This is a genomic window from Allobosea sp. LjRoot237 (assembly GCF_964253285.1).
Lineage (GTDB): Bacteria > Pseudomonadota > Alphaproteobacteria > Rhizobiales > Beijerinckiaceae > Allobosea.
In genome coordinates, this window is sequence record NZ_CAXUQP020000001.1 from 1,045,499 (window position 1) to 1,067,637 (window position 22,139).

General features: G+C 66.2%; 23 protein-coding genes. 16 read left to right on the plus strand and 7 right to left on the minus strand.

What is annotated here, in order from left to right; translation table 11 throughout:
* Positions 1-2 precede the first annotated feature (2 nt).
* The gene (locus ACSQ24_RS04970; protein ID WP_436093618.1) at positions 3-701 is read left to right on the plus strand and encodes a hypothetical protein; all 699 of its coding nucleotides are present in this window, start codon (positions 3-5) and stop codon (positions 699-701) included.
* A gap of 113 nt (positions 702-814) precedes the next feature.
* Positions 815-1,702 carry an alpha/beta fold hydrolase gene (locus tag ACSQ24_RS04975; RefSeq protein ID WP_436093619.1) on the plus strand — a complete coding sequence of 296 codons (888 nt, stop codon included), beginning with the start codon at positions 815-817 and terminating at the stop codon, positions 1,700-1,702.
* Between the two features lie 58 nt (positions 1,703-1,760).
* Here ACSQ24_RS04975 and ACSQ24_RS04980 read toward each other — a convergent pair whose 3' ends face one another.
* Positions 1,761-4,127 carry a xanthine dehydrogenase family protein molybdopterin-binding subunit gene (locus tag ACSQ24_RS04980; RefSeq protein ID WP_436093620.1) on the minus strand — a complete coding sequence of 789 codons (2,367 nt, stop codon included), beginning with the start codon at positions 4,125-4,127 and terminating at the stop codon, positions 1,761-1,763.
* Positions 4,128-4,329: 202 nt separating this feature from the next.
* Here ACSQ24_RS04980 and ACSQ24_RS04985 point away from each other — a divergent pair, with 202 nt between their 5' ends.
* The 9 genes from ACSQ24_RS04985 (at position 4,330) to ACSQ24_RS05025 (ending at position 12,630) form a co-directional block, all read left to right on the plus strand.
* Positions 4,330-5,346 carry a cupin domain-containing protein gene (locus ACSQ24_RS04985; protein WP_436093621.1) on the plus strand — a complete coding sequence of 339 codons (1,017 nt, stop codon included), beginning with the start codon at positions 4,330-4,332 and terminating at the stop codon, positions 5,344-5,346.
* Entirely contained in the window at positions 5,343-6,218 is an 876-nt protein-coding gene (locus ACSQ24_RS04990) for a 3-keto-5-aminohexanoate cleavage protein (protein WP_436093622.1), read from the plus strand. The genes ACSQ24_RS04985 and ACSQ24_RS04990 overlap by 4 nt, the downstream gene beginning before the upstream one ends.
* Positions 6,219-6,286: 68 nt before the next feature.
* On the plus strand, positions 6,287-6,700 hold the full coding sequence (locus tag ACSQ24_RS04995; RefSeq protein ID WP_436093623.1) for an OsmC family protein: 414 nt from the start codon (positions 6,287-6,289) through the stop codon (positions 6,698-6,700).
* Positions 6,701-6,774: 74 nt separating this feature from the next.
* Positions 6,775-8,139 (plus strand): ABC1 kinase family protein, encoded by a 1,365-nt coding sequence (locus tag ACSQ24_RS05000; RefSeq protein ID WP_436093624.1) that lies wholly within the window; start codon positions 6,775-6,777, stop codon positions 8,137-8,139.
* Between the two features lie 238 nt (positions 8,140-8,377).
* On the plus strand, positions 8,378-8,662 hold the full coding sequence (locus tag ACSQ24_RS05005; protein ID WP_436093625.1) for an aa3-type cytochrome c oxidase subunit IV: 285 nt from the start codon (positions 8,378-8,380) through the stop codon (positions 8,660-8,662).
* A gap of 20 nt (positions 8,663-8,682) precedes the next feature.
* Positions 8,683-9,822 carry a Re/Si-specific NAD(P)(+) transhydrogenase subunit alpha gene (locus ACSQ24_RS05010; RefSeq protein WP_436093626.1) on the plus strand — a complete coding sequence of 380 codons (1,140 nt, stop codon included), beginning with the start codon at positions 8,683-8,685 and terminating at the stop codon, positions 9,820-9,822.
* 27 nt (positions 9,823-9,849) lie between these two features.
* Positions 9,850-10,281 carry an NAD(P) transhydrogenase subunit alpha gene (locus ACSQ24_RS05015; protein WP_110488650.1) on the plus strand — a complete coding sequence of 144 codons (432 nt, stop codon included), beginning with the start codon at positions 9,850-9,852 and terminating at the stop codon, positions 10,279-10,281.
* Between the two features lie 5 nt (positions 10,282-10,286).
* A complete protein-coding gene (locus ACSQ24_RS05020) occupies positions 10,287-11,693 on the plus strand; it encodes an NAD(P)(+) transhydrogenase (Re/Si-specific) subunit beta (protein ID WP_436093627.1) in 1,407 nt (468 codons plus the stop codon).
* 82 nt (positions 11,694-11,775) lie between these two features.
* Positions 11,776-12,630 carry an alpha/beta hydrolase gene (locus ACSQ24_RS05025; protein WP_436093628.1) on the plus strand — a complete coding sequence of 285 codons (855 nt, stop codon included), beginning with the start codon at positions 11,776-11,778 and terminating at the stop codon, positions 12,628-12,630.
* A 9-nt stretch (positions 12,631-12,639) separates the two neighbouring features.
* Here ACSQ24_RS05025 and ACSQ24_RS05030 read toward each other — a convergent pair whose 3' ends face one another.
* The 5 genes from ACSQ24_RS05030 to ACSQ24_RS05050 form a co-directional block, all read right to left on the minus strand.
* A complete protein-coding gene (locus tag ACSQ24_RS05030) occupies positions 12,640-13,500 on the minus strand; it encodes a tetratricopeptide repeat protein (protein WP_436093629.1) in 861 nt (286 codons plus the stop codon).
* A 180-nt stretch (positions 13,501-13,680) separates the two neighbouring features.
* On the minus strand, positions 13,681-13,935 hold the full coding sequence (gene rpsU / locus ACSQ24_RS05035; protein ID WP_436093630.1) for a 30S ribosomal protein S21: 255 nt from the start codon (positions 13,933-13,935) through the stop codon (positions 13,681-13,683).
* Between the two features lie 162 nt (positions 13,936-14,097).
* On the minus strand, positions 14,098-15,198 hold the full coding sequence (locus tag ACSQ24_RS05040) for a 5-(carboxyamino)imidazole ribonucleotide synthase (RefSeq protein ID WP_436093631.1): 1,101 nt from the start codon (positions 15,196-15,198) through the stop codon (positions 14,098-14,100).
* Positions 15,195-15,692 (minus strand): 5-(carboxyamino)imidazole ribonucleotide mutase, encoded by a 498-nt coding sequence (purE, locus tag ACSQ24_RS05045; RefSeq protein ID WP_436093632.1) that lies wholly within the window; start codon positions 15,690-15,692, stop codon positions 15,195-15,197. The genes ACSQ24_RS05040 and purE overlap by 4 nt, the downstream gene beginning before the upstream one ends.
* A 103-nt stretch (positions 15,693-15,795) precedes the next feature.
* Positions 15,796-16,014, minus strand: a complete 219-nt coding sequence (locus ACSQ24_RS05050) for a YdcH family protein (protein WP_110488657.1) — start codon at positions 16,012-16,014, stop codon at positions 15,796-15,798.
* A 231-nt stretch (positions 16,015-16,245) separates the two neighbouring features.
* Here ACSQ24_RS05050 and ACSQ24_RS05055 point away from each other — a divergent pair, with 231 nt between their 5' ends.
* From ACSQ24_RS05055 to argE, 5 genes are all read left to right on the plus strand, one after another.
* Positions 16,246-16,434, plus strand: coding sequence for a YdcH family protein (locus ACSQ24_RS05055; protein WP_057190633.1), 189 nt, complete (start codon positions 16,246-16,248; stop codon positions 16,432-16,434).
* A gap of 217 nt (positions 16,435-16,651) precedes the next feature.
* Positions 16,652-17,503, plus strand: a complete 852-nt coding sequence (locus tag ACSQ24_RS05060) for an AraC family transcriptional regulator (protein WP_436093633.1) — start codon at positions 16,652-16,654, stop codon at positions 17,501-17,503.
* 71 nt (positions 17,504-17,574) lie between these two features.
* Entirely contained in the window at positions 17,575-18,291 is a 717-nt protein-coding gene (locus ACSQ24_RS05065; protein WP_436093634.1) for an alanyl-tRNA editing protein, read from the plus strand.
* A 7-nt stretch (positions 18,292-18,298) separates the two neighbouring features.
* Positions 18,299-19,246 (plus strand): DMT family transporter, encoded by a 948-nt coding sequence (locus tag ACSQ24_RS05070; RefSeq protein WP_436093635.1) that lies wholly within the window; start codon positions 18,299-18,301, stop codon positions 19,244-19,246.
* Between the two features lie 8 nt (positions 19,247-19,254).
* Positions 19,255-20,349, plus strand: a complete 1,095-nt coding sequence (gene argE, locus ACSQ24_RS05075) for an acetylornithine deacetylase (RefSeq protein ID WP_436093636.1) — start codon at positions 19,255-19,257, stop codon at positions 20,347-20,349.
* Positions 20,350-20,359: 10 nt separating this feature from the next.
* Here argE and ACSQ24_RS05080 read toward each other — a convergent pair whose 3' ends face one another.
* Complete coding sequence (locus ACSQ24_RS05080) at positions 20,360-21,988, minus strand: acyl-CoA synthetase (protein WP_436093637.1); 1,629 nt, start codon at positions 21,986-21,988, stop codon at positions 20,360-20,362.
* Positions 21,989-22,139: the final 151 nt, after the last annotated feature.

Sequence of the window (22,139 nt, forward strand, 5' to 3'; positions counted from 1 at the left end):
ACGTGAGCGCGCCTCGCAGCCCAAGCACCACCGGCCTGCGCCGATTCCTGGATCTCGAGCAGCAGCGCGATTGGATACAAGGCAGGACGATCCTGCGCGACGCCGATGAGCGCCCGGAGTCCCTGGAACTGCGTCTCAAATACGTCGCGCGGTTTGGGAAGCTGCTGCGCCGGCCTCAGGCAAAAGAGGTCTTGGACATTCTCGGGCGATATGGCCGCGACTGCGCCCCGATCCCGCGCCGGACCGAGCGACACTACTGGTCGGTTTCCTGTCTGCCCTCGACTCCGGGCAAGGCGCTCGTTCGCGTCAATGCGAGCTGGATGGAGCTTTTCTCGCTCTATGCGGACGGCGAGGGCATCTGCGCGCTCTTTCTGGTGCATCTTTCCGATTTCACCACGGACCATTCGCTCGACCAGGGCCAGGTTGATGAAGCTTTGCTTGAGCGTAGCGTGATGACGCCGGAAGACGTCAGCTATGTCTTCCCCCGCGGCGAGGACATTTTCGGCATCAAGGTTCGCGGCCTCTCCTCGATCGGTAAATTCCTCGCGGCGCGCCGTGCGCTGCAGGCCATCCGGACATTCAACCTGACGCATATGAACCGGGGTCGGAACGCCTATCAGGCGAGCCACTGCTACAGCCTGGCTGATCACATGTTGAATGGTCGTGAGGCGGATGAGGACGCTTCCGCCGGAACGCTGTGACGCTGCGGCCGCAAGACCGCTATCGCTGTGAGGTCGCGACTTCGGCAATATCCGGAACTCGCGCGGCTCGGTTGAGTTAAGCTCCATCTCCAGAGGGCAAAACGAGATCTGGGATGAGCCTGCCCGCCCCACGCCGACTGCGTCTCTCCAATGGAACCGAGCTTGCCTACTTTGCTGCGGGCGATCCATCCAATCCCGCTTTGCTCCTCCTGCACGGGTTTCCGAGTTCGGCGCATACATTCCGCGACGTGTTTCAGGGGCTGGCGCGCACAGCCCATGTGATCGCGCCCGACCTCCCGGGTCATGGCCGGTCCGACGTTCCGCCAACACCCTCCTTTGCAGCCTTCAGCGATACAATTTCAGAATTGCTGGCCCATCTCGGGATTGGGCGCCGCTTCATCTACCTGCATGACTGGGGCGCACCTATGGGCCTGCAGATCGCCATGCAAGTGCCCGAACTGGTTTCGGGCCTTATCGTCCAGAACGCCAACGCGCATCGGACCGGCTTCGGGCCCCTGTGGGACGCCACGTTGAAGTACTGGTCTGAACCGACAAAAGAGAACGAAGCGGCCGCAACCGCCCACCTGACCTTCGAATTCACGCGCGAGCAATACACGGGCGGCCTGCCGGAGGATGTCGCCGCCACGATCAGAGGCGAACCCTGGGTTGAGGACTGGAGGGTGATGAATCTTCCCGGCCGCATGGAGACCCACCGCGCGCTCATCGCCGACTACAAGAACCACGCCGCGCGTTTCGATGCGATCGCCGCCTATCTCAAACAATGGCAACCGCCGGCGTTCATGCTGTGGGGCCGTCACGACCCATTCTTCGACATCGCAGAAACACTGTCATGGATGCAGGATCTGCCGCGCATGGAAGCGCATATTTTCGATGGTGGGCATTTCCTGCTCGAAACGCATGCGGAACCTGCACTCTCGCTCATGATGGAGTTCATCAAGCGAACACGGGAAAAGGCTTCGCAAATCCCAGCGGCCGTTTGACTGTGAGCGCAATAAAGATGCGATTTCCCTTTTCAGGAAACCGCCGCCGCCCACGGACTTAAGTCAAAGGTCCGGTTCGTCCGTACTGAACCGCCCGCCAGACCGCCTGAGGCGTCGCAGGCATGTCCAGATGCCTGACGCCATACGGCGCCAGGGCGTCGACGACTGCGTTCATGACCGAAGGCAGCGAGCCGGCGCAACCGGCTTCGCCGCAACCTTTGGCGCCGACCCGGTTATTGAGGGTCGGCACACCCCGGCTCGCGAACGAGAAGAAGGGGACATCCGCCGCCCGAGGCAATGCATAGTCCATGTAGGACCCGGTGAGGAGCTGGCCGCTGTCGTCATAGACCGTCCGCTCGAACAGCGCCTGGCCGATGCCCTGGACGACGCCGCCATGGAGCTGCCCTTCGACGATCATCGGGTTCACCACGGTTCCGAAGTCGTTGACCATGACATAGCGCACGACCTCGACATGTCCGGTCTCGGGATCGATCTCGACCTCGGCGATGTGACAGCCATTGGGATAGGCCGAGGACGCTGCCTTGAAGACATGATCGACGTCGAGCGACTGTGGCAGGTCGGGCGGGACCGCGGCGCTACCACGCAGCCTGGCCGCAATGTTCATGATCGCGATCGAGCGGTCGGTACCGATGACGGTGAATCGGCCGGAAGCGAACTCGATGTCAGCGACATTGGTCTCAAGGAAATGACCGGCGAGCAGCTTGCCCTTTTCGATGACCAGCTCGCTCGCCTCGATGATCGCCGAGCCGCTCGCCATCAGCGATTTCGAGCCGCCCGTGCCGCCGCCGGCAATCAGCTGATCGCTGTCGCCCTGGACGAGCTTGATCGCCTCGAAGGGAACGCCGAGCTGGCTGGTGAGGAGCTGGGCGAAGGGCGTCCAATGTCCCTGGCCGTAATCGAGCGTGCCGGTGACGATGCTCACGCTGCCGTCCGGTTCGAAATGGATCCCGCCCATTTCGTTCGTGGGTGGCGCGGTCACCTCGAGATAGCAGCCGATACCGCGCCCGCGCAGCAAGCCCGCCTTTCGGCTCGCCCGCTGTCGTCCGGCATAGCCCTTCCAGTCCGACGCCTCGAGAGCTCGCTCGAATAGTGCCGGGAAATCGCCACTGTCGTAGACCGTCCCCACCGGCGTGGCCCAAGGCAGCTTGGCAGGCGGGATCAGATTGCGCCGCCGCAGGCTCGCGCTGTCGATGCCCATGTCGCGGGCGGCCGTGTCGATCAGACGCTCCATGAAATAATTGCCCTCCGGGCGACCGGCGCCGCGATAGGCCCCGATCGGCGGGGTGTTCGTCACCGCACACCGCGTCCGGACCTCGACGAGCGGCGTCCGGTACATCCCGACGGAGTTCTTCCCGATATTCGCCGTCGGCATCATGGCTCCGACCGGCGTGAGATAGGCGCCCATATTGGCGACGCCGGTGAAGCGCGTCGCAAGGAAACGGCCGCGGGCGTCGAGGGCCAGTTCTGCCTCGAAAACCATGTCGCGCCCATGGTGATCCGAGACAAAGCTCTCCGACCGTTGATCGGTCCATTTGACCGGCCGCTTCAACATCCGGGCTGCGTGGAGGAGAGTGACGTATTCGGGAAATACCGAGGCCTTCATGCCGAACGAGCCGCCGACATGGCCTGTGACCAGCCGCAAGCCAGCGGGCTTCACCCCCATGGCTGCGGCCAGGTTGTTGCGCATGCCGAAGGCGCCCTGGCTCGGAGCGTGCAGCGTGTAGCGCTTCGACTTGCCATCGAAACTCGCAATGGCGCTGCGCGGCTCGATCGGATTGACCACGACGCGGTTGTTGACGATCCGCACCCGGGCGATGTGCGCGGCTTTCGCGAAAGCCGCGGCGACCTTCTCGCCGTCGCCGGACTGGAAATCGACGATCAGATTGCCGGCGACATCGTCATAAAGTTGCGGGGCGTCGGCCCCGAGCGCCTGCTCGGCATCGGTGACAGCAGGCAGGACGTCGATGTCGAGCCTGATCGCTTCCGCGGCGTTGCGGGCCTGATCGGCGGTTCGGGCGACCACCATCGCGACGGGATCGCCGACGAAGCGGACCTTGCCGGCCGCCAGCGCCGCCCGCTGGGGCCTTCTCATCGGCGCGCTATCGCGACCTGGCACAGCGATGGGCGTCGCGATCGCGTTGTAGCCGTGGCCGTCGAGGTCCGCCGCGGTGTAGATCGCGACGACGCCCTTCATCGCTCGGGCCTCTGCCAGATCGAGGCCACGCATGTGGCCATGCGCATGAGGGCTGCGGACGAAGGCCGCGAAGAGCTGCCGCTCGACGCTAAGATCGTCCGTATACCGCCCGTGCCCCTGCACGAGGATCGCATCCTCCCTGCGCGGCACAGGTTGACCGATCCCGACCGAGGCCATGAGATCGCTGTCACGGGAAGTGCTGGAATTCATCGAGGACCGGCCGTGGGCAAACAAGACAGGGACATCAGGATCCCCTTGATAGGGCGGCTGTTCTATCTGCTGAAAGAGCGCCGGCTGCAGCCCCGCCCAGCGCCCAGCGGTTGCGAACTCGCTGACTGAGCCAGCATAGTTGCCAGCGCCTGGCGGTTCGTTGCCGCGCAGGCCGGGCGAACCGAACGGAACAGGTGTCCTGATGGGCCTTCGCTTCATCTTCATGCTCACCCGCAACGACCGGACCGTCGGCGATGCGATGGAGCAGCTTCGGACGGCTCTGGCTCTGGGGGTCCGGCATATCGGTTTCAAGGACATCGGCCTGCCGCTCGACACGCTGAAAGCGCTCAACGCGGCGATCAAGGCCGGCGGCGCGACGTCTTATCTCGAAGTCGTCTCTCTCGATCGCGACAGCGAGATCGCGTCTGCGAAAGCTGCGGTCGAGATCGGCATCGACATCCTGCTTGGCGGGACGAGGGTCGATGACGTGCTGCCGATCATCGCCGGTACGACGATCCAGTACTGCCCGTTCCCGGGCATGATCTCCGGACATCCGAGCGTGCTGGAGGGCAGTATCGACGAAATCGTCGCCAGCGCGCAGGCCATGGCCGCACGCGACGGCGTGCACGGCCTTGATCTCCTCGCCTATCGCTCGCATGAGAACGTCCCGGCTCTCATCGAAGCTGTCTGCTCGGCGGTATCGAAGCCGGTCTATGTGGCCGGATCGATCGACACCCCGGGCCGCATCGAAGCCTTGAAGCAGGCCGGGGCCGCTGGTTTCACCATCGGCACGGCCGCGCTCGACGGCAAATACCCGGCTGATGGCAGGGATGTGCCAAGCCAGCTGAAGACGATCATCCGCGATGTCGCGATGCTCAACCGGCACATCTCGCCGTTCCGCAAGGAGAATCTGGAGAGCGCTTTTGGACGATTTTCCGACAGCTGGCCCCCTCGGCTCGCCGCATCCGTCAACAATCTGCAGATCAAGCTCGCGAAATTCGAGGGCGAGGCCGGCTGGCATTTCAACAGCCGCGAGGACGAGGTCTTCTTCGTTCACAAGGGTCGGCTGCTGATGAAGTTCCGCGACCGCGACGAGGTCATCGAGGAAGGGGAGTTCATCGTCGTGCCGCACGGCGTCGAACGTTGTCCGACCGCGGTCGATGAGGTTTGCGAGGTCGTCGTCCTTGAGATCGGCCCGACGAAGGATGCGCCCGCATGACGACACCGATCTGGATCGAGGCTGCGATCAACGGCCCCTGGGGCAAGGAACGCCAGCCCGGCATCCCGATCGCGATCCCCGACATCGTCGGGGACGGGATCGCCGCCGTCGAGGCCGGTGCGGCGATCGTCCATCTGCATGTCTACGACGTCGAGACCGGTCGTCAGCGCGACGATTGGGAACTCTACGCGAAGGCGATCGAGGGCATCAGGGCGAAGGTCGACGCGATCGTCTACCCGACGATCCCGATCCTCGGCTCGGGCTACGCCGGCGACATGATCGGCTCGGGCCGCTACACGCATCTGGAGGAACTGGCCAAGCGCGGCCTGGTCGAATGGGGCGTGCTCGATCCGGGCTCCTGCAACTGGACGACCTTCGCCGGCATTCCGAAGGGAGAGCCGGGTTTCATCTACCAGAACCCCGGCGAGCATATCCGCGAGGGCATGGCGGTGGCGCATGAGCACAGGATCCATCCGAGCTATGCGATCTACGAGCCCGGCTTCACCCGGCTGGGAGCTGCGCTGGCCAAGGCCTATCCCGGCATGCCGACGCCGATCTACCGGCTGATGTTCTCCGACGCCTTCGCCTGGGGCTTTCCGCCAAAGCCCTACGCGCTCGAAGCCCATCTTGTGCTGCTGGCGGATTGCGCACCGCAGGCGCCGGCGATGATCGCGGGCCTGGGCGTCGATCTCTCGGAGATCGTCGCGCCCGCAGTCGCACGCGGCGTCCATGTCCGCGCCGGACTGGAGGATGCGCCCTTCGGCGAGACGCGCAGCAATGCGCAGCTGATCGCCGACATGGTCGGCAAGGTCGAGGCCGCAGGCGGTCGACCCGCGAGTGTAGGGGAGGTCAGGGCGAGCCTCGCGGCTTGACCCGGACAGTGGCGGCGATCGCTGCCAACGATTAGCCTCTCGTGTTTCCGATACGCGAGGGGAACGCCATGGCGTCGGTGACGGTCGAATTGCGCAATGTCGAGGGCACGCAGGCCGCGATGGGCTGGGCGGGCGCGCATACCGTCATTGTCGATCGACCGGAGGGCAGGGCCGGCGGGATGGGGCTCGGCTTCAACGGCGCGCAATTGCTCGCGCTCGCACTGGGCGGCTGCTTCTGTAACGATCTGCGCTATGCCGCCGACGAACTCGGCGTCGCGCTCGGGCGGATCACCGTCTCGGTCACGGTCGAACTGGAGGGCAGCCCGCTGCTGACGACGGCGGCGACGATGAGCGTCGCGTGCGAGAAGCAGGACGGCTCAGACGCGGCTGCCGTCATCGAAAAGGCCAAGGCGATCTGCATGGTCGCCAACTCGCTCGGCCGCGGCTTTCCGGTCGCGATCGCGCAGGCCGGATCCTCCTGAGACAGCGTGCCGGCTGGCTTTCCCCGGCAGAGCGCCTACATCGGGTAGCAGCCGTCACAGCGCCGCGAGCCTCAATGTCCGAACGCGATAGCGAAGCCAATCGTTTCTCCGCCCGCGCGGCGCGCTATGCCCGCGTCGGCGCCAATGTCGGCGGGGTGGCGGCGCGGATCGCCGGCACCAAGCTGTTCGGGCTGGAGGGCCGCAACGCCACCAATGCCGAGGCGCTGGCCAAGGCGCTGGGCGGGCTGAAGGGGCCGCTGATGAAGGTGGCGCAGCTCGTCGCCACCATTCCCGACGTGGTGCCGCCGGAATACGCCGCCGAGCTGCGGAAGCTGCAATCTGAGGCGCCGCCGATGGGGGCGGCCTTCGTCAAGCGGCGCATGCAGGCCGAGCTCGGCGCGAATTGGCGGGAGCGCTTCGCCGAGTTCGACCTCAAGCCGGCGGCGGCGGCTTCGCTCGGGCAGGTGCACCGGGCGACCGCGCTCGACGGCGCCCCGCTCGCCTGCAAGCTGCAATATCCCGACATGGAATCGGCGGTCGAGGCCGATATTTCACAGCTCGAGATCCTGTTCGGGCTGCACCGGCGGATGGGTGCGGTGATCGACACCAGCGAGATCGCCAAGGAGATCAGCGCCCGCGTTCGTGAGGAACTCGACTATCGCCGCGAGGCCAAGCATGTCGCGCTCTACCAGAGCATGTTGGCTGGGACGCCCGAGGTGCGCGTCCCCGATGTCGTACCGGAGCTGTCGACGCGGCGGCTGCTGACCATGGGCTGGCTCGAGGGCGACAAGATCCTCAACCACAAGCAGGCGAGCCAGGAGGTCCGCGACCGAATCTCGACCGCGATGTTCCGAGCCTGGTGGCGGCCGTTCAGCCATCACGGCGTCATCCATGGCGACCCGCATCTCGGGAACTACACGGTCTTCCAGGAGCGCGGCGAGCCGGGGGGCATCAACCTCCTGGACTACGGCTGCATCCGGATCTTTCCACCGAGCTTCGTCGGCGGCGTCGTCGATCTCTATCGCGGGCTGCTCGAAGGCGACGAGGCCCGTGTCGTCCATGCCTATGAGGTCTGGGGCTTCAAGGGGCTCAACAAGGAGCTGATCGACACCCTCAACATCTGGGCGAAATTCATCTACGGCCCGCTGCTGGAGGATCGCACGCGCCGCATCGCCGAGGGCGTCAAACCGTCGGAGTACGGCCGCAAGCAGGCTTTCCAGGTTCATTCCGCCCTGAAAGCGCGTGGTCCGGTGACGGTTCCACGTGAATTCGTCTTCATGGACCGGGCCGCGATCGGGCTAGGGGGCGTCTTCCTGCATCTCGATGCCGAGCTCAACTTCCACCGCCTGTTCGAGCAGGAGATCGAGGCTTTCAGCGTCGCGCGGGTCGCGAGCGAGCAGGCCGTAGCGTTGTCGGCGGCCGGACTTGGGAATTCCTGACGATCAGAATCGTCAATACAGTTGTGACGCGGCACATGCCCCCCTCGAATGGGCTGCCGTCAGTCGCGCTGGGTACGAGATGATTTAAATCGATTTAATTGACAAGGTGAAGGGTTTTTCCTTAGCGTCATGCAGCTGCTGCCCAGAAAATGGGCGCTGCCGCTCCGGCGCTCCGTTGCCGACCCTTGGCAGGTGCGGTACAGGGCGTCAGGATAGGGTTGAACTCGGGACTTTTTTCATGGCCGACCACGGACACGCTGCCGACACTCCGCAGATGGATTACCCGGAGCATGAGCGCACCTATACGGGCTTCGTGCACTTCGCCGAGGTCGGCACGGTGGCCTGCCTCGCAATCGTCGCTGCGCTCGCCGTCGGCGGCACCAAGCATGCCTGGGGCACCGCCATCATCGGCACGTTGCTGACCTTGATCGGTACTGGCGTCGGCATCGCCGCCCCGTCGATCGGCTGGCGCGCCACGCTTGTTCCCTTCGTTCTGATGCTGCTCGCGCTCCTCCTCTACTAAGCCCGAAAGGCCTGGCCTCCATGCGCATCGCTGTCCCAGCCGAAACGCAAGGGGCGGAGACCCGCGTCGCCGTGACGCCGGAAACCGTCCGCAAGTTCATTGGCCTCGGGGCCGAGATCGCAGTGGAGAAAGGGGCGGGCCTCGCCTCCGGGATTACGGACAGCGACTATGAGGCGGCTGGCGCGACAATCGCCAAGAACGCCAAGGACGCGCTCAAGGGCGCCGACATCGTGCTCAAAGTGCGCCGCCCGGCCGAGGGCGAGATCGCCGGCCTGCCGGCTGGCGCGCTGGTCGTCGGCATCATGGACCCCTATGGCAGCGAGGCGCAGGTCGAGGCGCTCGCCAAGGCCAATGTCGTGGCCTTCGCCATGGAGTTCATGCCGCGCATCACCCGCGCGCAGGTGATGGATGTTTTGTCCTCGCAGGCCAATCTCGCCGGCTACCGCGCCGTGATCGACGGCGCCGCCGAATACGGCCGGGCGCTGCCGATGATGATGACCGCGGCCGGCACCGTGCCGGCAGCGAGGATCTTCATCATGGGCGTCGGCGTCGCCGGCCTGCAGGCGATCGCGACGGCGCGTCGGATGGGCGCGATCGTCACCGCGACGGATGTGCGCCCGGCCACCAAGGAGCAGGTCGAGTCGCTCGGCGCAAAATTCCTCGCCGTCGAGGACGAGGAGTTCAAGCAGGCGCAGACGGCCGGCGGCTACGCCAAGGAAATGTCGAAAGAGTACCAGGCCAAGCAGGCCGAGCTGACGGCGAGCCATATCGCCAAGCAGGATATCGTCATCACCACCGCGCTGATCCCGGGCCGCCCGGCGCCGAAGCTGATCTCGGCGGCGATGGTTGAGAGCATGAAGCCCGGCTCGGTGATCATCGACCTCGCGGTCGAGCGCGGCGGCAATTGCGAGCTCGCCAAGCCGGGCGAGATCGTGACCACGCCGAACGGCGTCAAGATCGTCGGCCACCTCAACGTGCCTGGCCGCCTGCCGGCAACCTCGTCCAGCCTTTACGCCAAGAACCTCTTCGCCTTCGTCGAGACGCTGATCGACAAGGCCGAGAAGAAGCTCGCGGTGAATTGGGAAGACGAGCTGGTCAAGGCGACCTGCCTGACCAAGGACGGCGCGATCATCCATCCGAATTTCGTGGCCAAGGCCTAGCAGCAGCGCAGAGGGGAGTGTCACGTCATGGCTAATCCGGCACCCGAACAGGCGCTCGAACAGGCCCGCTCCGCCGCGGCATTGGCGAAACAGGCAGCGGAACTCGCCGAGAAGTACGCCGAGCAGGCGGCGGCAGCGGCCGGCGCCGCGACAGGGGTCGACCCAACCGTCTATCGCCTCGCCATCTTCGTGCTCGCCGTTTTCGTCGGCTACTACGTCGTCTGGTCGGTGACGCCGGCGCTGCACACGCCGCTGATGTCGGTCACCAACGCGATCTCCTCGGTCATCGTCGTCGGCGCGCTGCTGGCGGTCGGCGTCCAGGCCGCGCCCGCGATGGGCGACGGGCCGCTCTGGGCCAAGGTCTTCGGCTTCATCGCGCTGATCCTGGCTTCGGTGAACATCTTCGGCGGCTTCCTCGTCACCGAGCGGATGCTTTCGATGTACAAGAAGAAGGGCTGACGCGCATGGCCGCCAATCTCGCCGCCCTTCTCTACGTCGTCTCCGGCGTCCTCTTCATCATGGCCCTGCGCGGGCTGTCGCACCCGACGAGCTCGCGCCAGGGCAACCGCTACGGCATGATCGGCATGGCGATCGCCGTGCTGACCACGGTGATCTTCTATCCGCCCGCCGGCTTCTCCGGCTGGCTACTCGTCATCCTCGGCATCGCCATCGGCGGCGGCTTTGGTGCCTATATGGCCAAGCGCGTGCAGATGACGCAGATGCCGCAGCTCGTTGCCTTCTTCCACTCGCTCGTCGGCCTCGCCGCGGTGCTGGTGGCAGCGGCGGCGCTCTATGCGCCGGAAGCCTTCGGCATCGGCCAGGTCGGCAAGATCAAGGGCGCCAGCCTGTTCGAGATGGCGCTCGGTGTCGCCATTGGCGCGATCACCTTCACCGGCTCGATCATCGCCTTCCTCAAGCTCGACGGGCGCATGAGCGGCAAGCCGATCATGCTGCCGCAGCGCCACGGCATCAATATCGGCCTCGGCATCGCGCTTCTGGTGATGCTGCTGATCTTCCTGAAGACGGAGAGCCATCTCGTCTTCTGGCTGATCGTCCTGGTCTCCTTCGCGCTCGGCGTGCTGCTGATCATCCCGATCGGCGGCGCGGACATGCCGGTCGTCGTCTCGATGCTGAACTCCTATTCCGGCTGGGCAGCGGCGGGCATCGGCTTCACCCTCGGCAACATGGCGCTGATCATCACCGGGGCGTTGGTCGGCTCGTCCGGTGCGATCCTGTCCTACATCATGTGCAAGGCGATGAACCGGAGCTTCATCTCCGTCATCCTCGGCGGCTTCGGCGGCGATGACGCTGCGGCCGGTGCTGGTGGCGCGGCCGAGGCACGGCCGGTCAAGCAGGGTTCGGCCGATGACGCTGCCTACATCATGAAGAATGCCGGCAAGGTCTTGATCGTGCCGGGCTACGGCATGGCGGTGGCGCAGGCCCAGCACGCGCTGCGCGAAATGGCCGACCTGCTCAAGAAGGAGGGCGTCGAGGTGAAGTACGCCATCCATCCGGTGGCGGGCCGCATGCCCGGCCACATGAACGTGCTGCTGGCCGAGGCCAACGTGCCCTATGACGAGGTCTTCGAGCTCGAGGACATCAACTCCGAGTTCGGCCAGGCCGACGTCGCCTTCGTCATCGGCGCCAACGACGTCACCAACCCGGCCGCCAAGACCGACAAGGCCTCGCCGATCTACGGCATGCCGATCCTCGACGTCGAGAAGGCCAAGACCGTGCTGTTCATCAAGCGCGGCATGGCGGCCGGCTATGCCGGCGTCGAGAACGAGCTGTTCTTCCGGCCCAACACGATGATGCTGTTCGGCGACGCCAAGAAGGTCACCGACGACATCGTCAAGGCGATGGCCCACTGAGCAAGGCCATCCGTCATCGGAGCGTTGCAAAGGGCCGGCTCGATGCCGGCCCTTTTGTTTTTCGTGGCGAAGGCAGGCGCTGATGCGCAGGATTCTGAAACTTCTCGTTCTCGCCTGCCTGGGTGCCTACCTCGCGGTCTTGGCGCTGCTCTACGCTCGGCAGCGCGAGATGATGTATCCGCGCAATCCGGCCCGGGCCGAGATCGCCAGCGCCAACCTGCCGGGCGTCGAGGAGACCGTCCTGACCGCGGCCGATGGCGAGAAGCTGGTCGCCTGGGTGATGCCGCCGCACGAGGGTAAGCCTGTACTGCTGTTCTTTCACGGCAATGCCGGCAATTTCGGCCGCCCGATCCGGCAGACGCGCTTCCGCGCCCTGACGCAGGACGGGACCGGCCTCTTCGCCGTGAACTATCGCGGCTATGGCGGCTCGACCGGCACGCCTACCGAGGAGGGGCTGGCGCAGGACGCACGCGCCGCCTACGCCGCCGCCGTCGCCCGCTTCGGCTCGGAGCGGCTGGTGGGGTATGGCGAGTCGCTCGGTACCGGCGTGGTGCTGAAGCTCGGCGCGGAGGCCCCGCTCAAGGCTGTGATCCTCGAAGCGCCTTATCTCTCAACCGCCGCTGTGGCGCAGCAGCTTTATCCCTTCATCCCGGTTGGCCTGGTCATGCATGACCAATTCCGCTCGGACCGGGTCATCGGGCAGGTGAGGGCGCCGTTGCTCGTGCTTCATGGCCAGCGCGACGGCACCATCCCGTTCAGCCAGGGTGAAGCGCTGTTCGCCCTCGCCAATCCGCCCAAGCGCTTCGTCCGCTTCCCGCAAGGCAATCACGAGAACCTGCCGGCGCTCGGCTCCGTGCCGGAGATCAGGCGCTTCCTGGCCGATCTCGACGCGAACCTCCTGACGGGCAGTGAAACGAAAACGGCGGAGACGCGGTAAGCGAGTGCCTCAGAAGCGGAACATTCCGCCACCGCCGCCGAGACGGGCCGAGCCGGCGCGAGCGATCTGGTTGTTGCCGTCGAGGCCGAGCGCGCGCTGATAGGCCTCGCTCGCCTCGGTCTTCTTGCCCTGCTTCTCGAAGGCGAAGCCGCGGCCGGCCCAGGCCGCGGCATTGCGATTGTCGACGTTCAGCGCAGCGGTGAAGTCCTCGAGCGCCGAGTCGTATTTGCCCAGCGCGTTGAGGCTCTCGCCGCGGGCGATGTAGGGCGGGGCGGTATAGGGGTTGCGGTCGATCACCGAGTCGAAATCGGTGACGGCGTGCTGGTGCTGGCCTTCCTTCTGGTAGACCAGCCCGCGGGCATGGAACGCCTCGGCGGCTTCCGGGTTGAGGCGGATCGCGCTGTTGAGGTCGGCCAGCGCCTGCTGGCTGTTGCCCTGCACGCGCAGCAGATTGGCACGGGCGATGTAAGCCGGGGCGTAGTTCGGATTGGCCGTGGTCGCGCGGTTGAAGTCCTGCAGCGCGGCGTCGTTGCGCCCGGTCTGGCGCAGGGCCAGGCCACGGTTGGTGTAGGCTGGCGCGAAATTGGCATCGATCTGCACCGCCTTGGTGAAGTCGGAGATCGCATCTGAATAGCGGCCGACGCGGGCATAGGCTGCGCCGCGGGTGTTATAGGCCTGCGGGTCGTTCGGATTGCGGCTGACCACCTCGCTGAGCGAGCCGATATTGACGCTGGCGGCCTCGGTGTTCTCGGTCTGGAGTTCGGCAACGCCGGCACCGGAGCCCATGCTCACCGTGTCGCAGCCTGCGAGCGCGAGCGCGAGGCCCGTCGCGATCAGCCAGTTCCTGCCTGTGACCATGTTCTTACCCATCACTCAAGCTCTCGCCTGCCATGCGGCGCGACCGCCCCGGTGCGCCGCCGTCCTCCAAAACGCCCAAGCCCTGACAAAGTTTGGTTAACGACGCTACAAAAACAATTGCGCCCGGAGAAGCTCCAGGCGCAGACAAAAACCAGAGCACTTGGTGGCAGCAGCCGAGTTTCGTGGTGCTGGTCAGACCGGCCGAGCGGGGCGCTCGGGACGCTTCGGCTTGACCGGTGCCGGCAGGAGGCCCTCGCGCTGCAGCTTCTTGCGGATCAGCTTGCGGGCACGGCGGACGGCCTCGGCCTTCTCGCGTGCTTTCTTCTCGGACGGCTTCTCGTAATGGCCGCGGAGTTTCATCTCACGGAAGATGCCCTCACGCTGCATCTTCTTCTTCAGCGCCCGCAGCGCCTGATCGACGTTGTTGTCGCGAACGAGAACCTGCACGTCTTAGTGTCCGTCGTTGTCGGTGGCCCGGAATCCGGGCGGCGACCTCTCCGGGGAAAGATCGCCGCGAAAGTGGTGCGGATACCAGAATTCCCGCGACCTGTCCACGCCGCACCGCGGCAAAACCGTCCAAAATGCGCGGTTTTAGAGGGCTAGAGGCGTTCAGCCAGCCTCGGGGAGGATGCGGGTGACGTGGCCCATCTTGCGGCCGGGCCTCGCCTCACGCTTGCCGTAGAGGTGCAGATGCGCGCCGGGCTCGGCGAGAATGGCCTGCCAGTCATTCGCCTGATCGCCGATCAGGTTCTGCATGGTGACATGGCCGCGCCGCGCCGTCGCGCCGAGCGGAAAGCCGCAGACGGCGCGGACATGCTGGTGGAATTGCGAGGTCTGTGCCCCCTCGCTGGTCCAGTGTCCGGAGTTGTGCACGCGCGGGGCGATCTCGTTGACGACGACATGCTCGCCGGTCTTGTCCTCGACCACGAAGAACTCGACAGCGAAGACCCCGACATAGGACAGGGCTTCGCCGATGCGTCGCGCCGCCTCGATGGCGCCGTCGGCGGCGGCCCAGCCGATACGCGCCGGCACCTGCGTCAGGGCGAGGATGTGGTCGCGGTGCTCGTTCTCGCAGACGTCGAAGGCGGCGAAGGAGCCGTCGGCGGCGCGGGCGGCGACGACCGAGACCTCGCGCGAAAACGTCACGAAGCCCTCGAGGATCGCCGGGAAATGGCCGATCTCGTCCCAGGCCTGCGTGAGATCGACGCCATCGGCGATCTTGACCTGCCCCTTGCCGTCATAGCCGAAGCGCCGCGTCTTGAGCACGGCGGGGCGGCCGAGCCTGACGATAGCCTGCTCGAGATCGGCGAGCGAGTCGATGGCCTCGAACGGCGCGACAGCAAGGTCAAGTCCGGCGACGAAGCGCTTCTCGCTGAGACGATCCTGCGTCACCGCGAGCGCCCGCGCCCCGGGATGCAGCGGCGTGCGGGCGGCGAGGAAGGCTGCCGTCGCCGCTGGCACGTTCTCGAATTCGTAGGTCACGACGTCGACGGCATCGGCGAAGCTGGCGAGCGCCGCCTCGTCCTCATAGGCGCCGATGGTGTGGCGGGCGGCGACCTCATAGGCCGGGCTGTCGGTGTCCGGGGCGAAGATGTGCACGCGCACGCCGAGATCGGCCGCGGCCAGCGCCAGCATGCGGGCGAGCTGCCCGCCGCCGAGGATGCCGAGCACGGCGCCGGGGCCGAGCCCTCGCGGATCGGGCTGGCTCATGCCTCGTCCTTCGGGCGTTCGGCGACGGCACTGCTCAGCCTGGCGCGCCAGGCGTCGAGCCGCTCGGCGAGATCGGCGTCGGAGAGCGCGAGGACGGCGGCTGCGAGCAGGGCGGCGTTGATCGCGCCGGCCTTGCCGATAGCGAGCGTGCCGACCGGGATGCCGCCCGGCATCTGCACGATCGAGAGCAGGCTGTCCTGGCCGGAGAGCGCCTTGGACTCGACCGGGACGCCGAAGACGGGGAGAGGAGTCAGGGAGGCGGTCATGCCCGGCAGGTGCGCCGCGCCGCCGGCGCCGGCGATGATGACCTTGAAGCCTTCCGCCCTGGCGCCCTTGGCGAAGGCGTACATCCGGTCGGGCGTTCGGTGGGCCGACATGATGCGCGCATCGAAGGCGATGCCGAGCTCGCCGAGCGTCTCGGCGGCGTGGCGCATCGTCGCCCAGTCGGACTGGCTGCCCATTATGATGGCGACGGGAGGGGTCGGCTCGGCCATGAAAATGCACGCTTCCCGGCAGGAGGGAGGAAGCGCGCGATCTAGACCGGCCGCAGCGTCACAGGCAAGCGCGGAATCGGGATTCCTGCGGAATTCCCGCAGCCTAGGCGATGATGTCCGGTGTCAGCTGATCTTCGAGATAGGAGATGCGGTCGCGCAGATAGAGCTTGCGCTTCTTCAGCCGCTGGATCTGGATCTGGTTGACCGGACCGAGCCGTTCGAGCGCGTCGATCGCGCTGTCGAGATCGCGGTGCTCCTCGCGCAGCCGCGCCAACTCAGCCTCCAGGACCTCGATCTCCTCCGGGCTCAGTTCGAATCCCATGAAGCCGTCTCATCATCGCCGCGATCGGGCGCGACTATGCGCAGGCACGGGCGGCGCGGCAAGGGCGCTGTCCTGGCGAATGCAGACTGGCTCGCTCGCATTCACGCGCCTCGGGAAAGGTCTCGGAAGGGATCACAGAAACTCATGGTGCGGTGCACGTCTGCCCCGCAGACGCGAAGCCGGCTCTGTGTCAGACTTCACCCTGCCAGAACGCTCATCAGGAGGATCCAGATGTCGCTGCAGACACATCTCGCCGAGCTTGAACGCAAGCATCGCCAACTCGAGGACGCTATCGCCCAGGCGGTATCAAGTCCCTCGTCGAACGATCTCAGCGTGGCCGAGCTCAAGCGAAAGAAGCTGCTGCTGAAGGATGAGATCGAGCGGGTGCGGCTCACCATGCCGTCACCGACACTACACTAAAATGACAGCGCGGGCCGCGGCGGCCCGCATCGAACTCACGCAGAATGCGGATCGCCGGCCCTGAGAGGGGCCGGTTTTTCTTTATGAGAACTCAGGTCCCGGATTTGTTGCGAGCTGGCGGAGGCAAGGGGCGAGAACGGCAGAATCGGTGGCGATCCACTGCCCCGGGTTTGAAGCGCTCGGCCAACAATGCAAGAATCAGTCGAGACAGGGAGACGTGCCGTTGCCTCGTGTCGATCCACGCAACACCACCCGCTACTGGAACGCCCCCGGCATCGATGGCCTCAGCTGCCTTCACGCCGACTTCACGACGCATGACTATGCGCCCCATCAGCACGACGCCTTCGTCGTCGCCGTGACGGAGAGCGGCGGCTCCGAGTTCAAGAGTCGCGGCCGCTCTGACGAAGCCCGCGAGAGCGTGCTGCTGGTCTTCAACCCCGCCGAGCCCCATTCCGGCCGCATGGGCCGGAGCGAGCGCTGGCGCTATCGCTCGATCTATCTGACGCAACCCGCGATCGACGCGGTGACCGCCGATCTCGGGATCGCGCAGCCAGCCTATTTCACGCGCAATGTCCTTGCCGATGCCGATCTGATCGCGGCCTTTTCCCGCCTGCATCGCAGCCTGGACGATGGTCACGATCCGCTCGAAGAGCGCGAACTCCTGGTCGCGAGCTTCGGCCAGCTCTTCCGCCGCCATGGCGATCAAGCTCGGCCGATCCCGATCGCACCGCGAGACGAAACGGCCCTTTCGCGCGTGGCAAAGCGGATGACCGCCCAGCATGCTGAGAGCGGGCTGACGCTGAATGAGATGGGGCTCTGGGTCGAGATGACGCCGTTCCAGCTCATCGGCCTGTTCAAGCGCACGGTCGGGCTGACGCCTCACGCTTATCTGACCCAGCTCCGCTTGAAGACGGCGATCCGGCAGCTGAAGGCCGGCGCACCCATTGCGGAAACGGCCCTGGCCAGCGGCTTCTATGACCAGAGCGCGCTGACCCGGCACTTCAAGCGCTCGTTCGGGATCACGCCGCTGCAATACCAGAGAGCGGGGTCTGTCGGCGCAGGCCGCTGATCGATCAATTTCCGCCAATACCGCACTGAACCAGGCCGCCAGACTCCTCATCGAAAAGGAGTCTTCGGGTGATGCGCTATTTCTGCCTGGACGAGCCGGAGGTGTTCGACCTCGAAGCCGTGGTCGTGGGTGCCGAGCCGGGCCGCGTCCTGCTCGATCGCTCGCCGTTCTATCCCGGCGGCGGCGGCCAGCTTGCCGACCGGGGCAGATTGCACTGGTCGGGCGGCGAGGTCGCGCTCACCGGCTTCGAGACGCAAGCCGACGGCATCTGGCATCTGCTCGCCGAGCCGGTCATGCCCTCGGGCACTGTGGTTGCGCAGGTCGATCGTCCGTTTCGGCAGCTCATGCGCGAGCTGCATACCGATCTGCACATCGTCAATGCGCTCGTCTACCAGGGCTTCGACGGTGCGCTCGTGACCGGCGTGCAGATGAACGAGGACGGCACCGCGCGGATCGATTTCGACCTGCCGGAGGCCGACAACGAGCGCTTGCGCGGCCTCGAAGGCGCGATCAACGACGTGATCAGGCAGGATCTGCCGGTTCGCGAAAGCTATGTCACCGAGGACGAGGCTTTCGACGAGCCCGGCCTGATCCGCTCGCGCTCGGTCACGCCGCCGCCGACGGCCGATGGCAGGATCAGGGTCGTCGAGATCGCCGGCCTCGACCGACAGGCCTGCGGCGGCACGCATCTGGCGGCGACGGGGGCGTCGCGCCCGCTGCGCATCCTGAGGATCGACAACAAGGGCCGCCATAACCGGCGCCTTCGCATCGGCCTCGAAGGTGCCTGAGCCGGCCATGCGTGCTGTCCTGAAGGGGCTCTGGCAACGGCCGCTCCTGCTGCTGTGGCTGCCGCCGCTGTTCTGGGCGGGAAATCTCGTCCTCGGCCGCGCGCTCGGCGCAAGCTTTCCGCCGGTTTCGCTCGCGGTCGGGCGCTGGCTCGTGGCGCTGGCCTGCCTTGCCCCTTTCATCGGCCGGCAGGCCTGGCGGGAGCGGGCGCTGCTGCGGCAGCACCTTGTCCTGATCGTCGCTTGCGGTGCCTTCGGCGTCGCCGGCTACAACGCGCTCGGATACCTCGCCTTGCGGACGACACCTGCCGCCAGCGTCGCCTTCCTCAACTCGACCCTGCCGCTGATGGTGCCGCTGGCCGCATTCGCGCTCGGGGTCGAGCGCGTCTCGCGCCGGACGCTCGCCGGCATCGCGGTGTCCTTCGCCGGCGTGGTCTGGATCGTCGCACGCGGCGATCTCCAGCAGCTCGGCGCGCTGCGGGCCGATGGCGGCGAGTTCCTCGTGCTCATCGCCGTTGCGAATTACGCGATCTATTCCGTCCTGCTGCGGCGCAAGCCGGCAGCCATAAGTCCGCTGGTCTTCCTGGCCGCCACCATGGCCGCCGGCCTCCTGGTGCTCGCACCGTTCTGGGCCTTCGAGCTGATGCATGGTGCGCGCATTCCGACCGATGCGGGCTCGATTGCGGCAGTCCTCTATATCGGCGTGTTCGCCTCGCTGCTCGCCTTCATCCTCTGGGGCCATTGCGTGGCGACGCTCGGACCCAGCGTCACCGGGGTCTCGTTCCATCTGGTGGCGCTGTTCACGGCCCTGCTCGCGGTCGCGGTTCTGGGCGAGCCGGTGCGCGGCTTTCACCTCGTCGGCATGGCGCTGATCCTCGCCGGCTTTTCCCTCGCGACCGGGAACTGGATGGGTGCCCGGCGGCCGCCGGCACGGCAACCCGGCGCGTCCCGGCTCTGAGGACGATCATGGATACCACCGGGATCCTGCGCAGGCTCGTGGCCTTCGACACCACCTCGCGACGCTCCAATCTCGATCTGGTCCACTGGGCCGCCGACTATCTCGAACATGCAGGCGCACGTGTGCGCCTGACCAGCGACGTGTCGGGAGAAAAGGCCAATATCCTGGCGACGATCGGGCGGGATGAGCCGGGCGGCATCGTCCTCTCGGGACATACCGATGTTGTTCCGGTCGATGATCAGGATTGGGCGAGCGATCCGTTCGTGCTCGCGAGCCGGGATGGGCGCCTGCATGGCCGCGGCGCCGTCGACATGAAGGGCTTCGTCGCCGCCTGCCTTGCAGCCGTTCCGGGTTGGCGGGCCCGGGAGCTGCGACGGCCGATCCATCTTGCCCTGTCCTATGACGAGGAGATCGGCTGTCTCGGCGTCCCGCTCCTGATCACCGACATGCTCGCGCACGGCCCGCTGCCGGCGCTCGCGATCATCGGCGAACCGACGCAGATGCAGATCGGGCTCAGCCATCGCGGCTTCTACGGCTATCGCAGCGTCTTCCATGGCCGCGCCGCCCATTCGAGCGATCCGCGTCTCGGCGCCAGCGCGATCGAGCCCGCGGCGGCGTTTATCGCGGTACTCGCTGCGCTGGGTGGCGGCGACGGCGGAACCACCATCAACATCGGCAGGATCGAGGGTGGCAGCGCCATCAACATCATCCCCGAACGCTGCGAGGTCGTCTGGGAGTTCCGGCCGCCCGATGAGGCTGCCGCGCATGCCGTGCTCGCCGTTGTCGAGGGCCTAGCGACTGGGCTGGCTGCCGGGGTCGGCGTCGAAACGGTCTCGCTGGCGAACGTGCCGCCGCTCAGTTGCGTCCCGGACGATCCAGCCGTCGCAGTGGCGCGCGGGCTCGGTGGACTATGGCCGCCGATCGCGATGCCGTTCGGGACCGAAGCCGGCTTCTTCCAGCAGGCAGGCATTCCGGCGCTGGTCTGCGGCCCCGGCTCGATTGCGCAGGCGCATCAGCCGAACGAGTGGATCGCTCTCGCCGAGCTGGACGCCGCGGATAGGTTCCTGGCTCGTGTTGGAGACTGGGCGGCCGAGGAGCTGTGAGTCCGAGCCACTACAGCGCCCGCGCCATCTCGCGCAGCTTGAACTTCTGGATCTTGCCGGTCGAGGTCTTCGGGACCTCGGTGAAGATCACGGTCCGCGGGCATTTGAACGAGGCGAGCAGAGTCTTGCACCAGGCGATGATCTCATCCTGCGTCGCGCTCTGACCGGGCTTCAGCTCGACGAAGGCGCAGGGTGTCTCGCCCCATTTCTCATCGGGGCGGGCGACCACGGCGGCGGCCTGCACGGCGGGATGCTTGTAGAGCGCGTCCTCGACCTCGATCGAGGAGATGTTCTCGCCGCCGGAGATGATGATGTCCTTGGAGCGATCCTTGAGCTGGATGTAGCCGTCGGGATGCATCACGCCGAGATCGCCGGAATGGAACCAGCCGCCCTCGAAGGCGGCGGCTGTCGATTTCGGGTTCTTGAGATAGCCCTTCATCACGACATTGCCGCGGAACATCACCTCGCCGAGCGTTTGCCCGTCATGGGGCACCGGCTGCATCGTCTCGGGATCGCGGACATCGAGACCTTCGAGCGCGGGGTAACGCACGCCCTGGCGCGCCTTCAGCGCCGCCTGTTCGCCGCCCGGCAGGGCGTCCCAGGCGCCGTTCCACTCATTGACGACGGCCGGGCCATAGACCTCGGTCAGCCCGTAGAGATGGACGACGTTGAAGCCGGCCTGCGCCATGCCGGCGAGCACGGCTTCCGGCGGCGGCGCCGCGGCGGTGAAGAAGTTGACCTTCTGGGCGAAGCTGCGGCGCTCGGCATCGGGCGCGTTGAGCAGCGCCGACATCACGATCGGCGCGCCGCACATATGGGTGACGCTATGGTCGGCCAGCGCATCGTACATCGCCCTGGCCCGGACCTGGCGCAGGCAGACATGGGTGCCGGCGAGGAGCGAGATCGTCCAGGGGAAGCACCAGCCATTGCAGTGGAACATCGGCAGGGTCCAGAGATAGACCGGGTGCCGGCCCATGCCACCGGTGAGCACGTTCGAGGTCGCGAGCAGGTTGGCGCCGCGATGGTGGTAGACCACGCCCTTGGGATCGCCGGTGGTGCCGGAGGTGTAGTTCAGCGCGATCGCGTCCCATTCGTCCGATGGCATGACCCAGTCGAAACCGGGATCGCCCTGCGCCAGGAAATCTTCGTACTCGACGCTGCCGAGCCGCTCGCCCGGGCCGTCATAGACGGGGTCGTCATAGTCGATGACCAGCGGCTTTACCTTGCAGAGCGACAGCGCCTCCTTGACCGTCCTGGAGAACTCGCGGTCGGCGATCAGCACCCTGGCTTCGCCATGGTCGAGCGAGAAGGCGATGATCGCGGCGTCGAGGCGGGTGTTGAGCGTGTTGAGGACGGCGCCGCACATCGGCACGCCGTAATGGCATTCGAGCATGGCCGGGGTGTTTGGCAGCATCGCCGCGACGGTGTCGTTCTTGCCGATGCCATGCTGCTTCAGCGCCGAGGCGAGGCGGCGGGTGCGGGCGTAGAGTTCGGCATAATTCCGCTGCAGCGGACCATGGATGACGGCGACGTGGTTCGGGAAGACGCTTGCCGCACGCTCGAGGAAGGGCAATGGCGAGAGCGGCTGGAAGTTCGCCGGGTTGCGGTCGAGATCGGTGTCGTAGGGCGTGGTCTTCATCGGGGCGCCTTCTGCCGTCGCGTCACCGCAGGATTAGCGGCTTGCGGGGCTAACGGTAATCCATCTCTTTTTCCGAGGCGGTGCAATCGCCGGCGGTGGCTTGCTAGCCAGGACATGGGTCGGCAGGATGGTGATGATCGGCGGAGGCGAA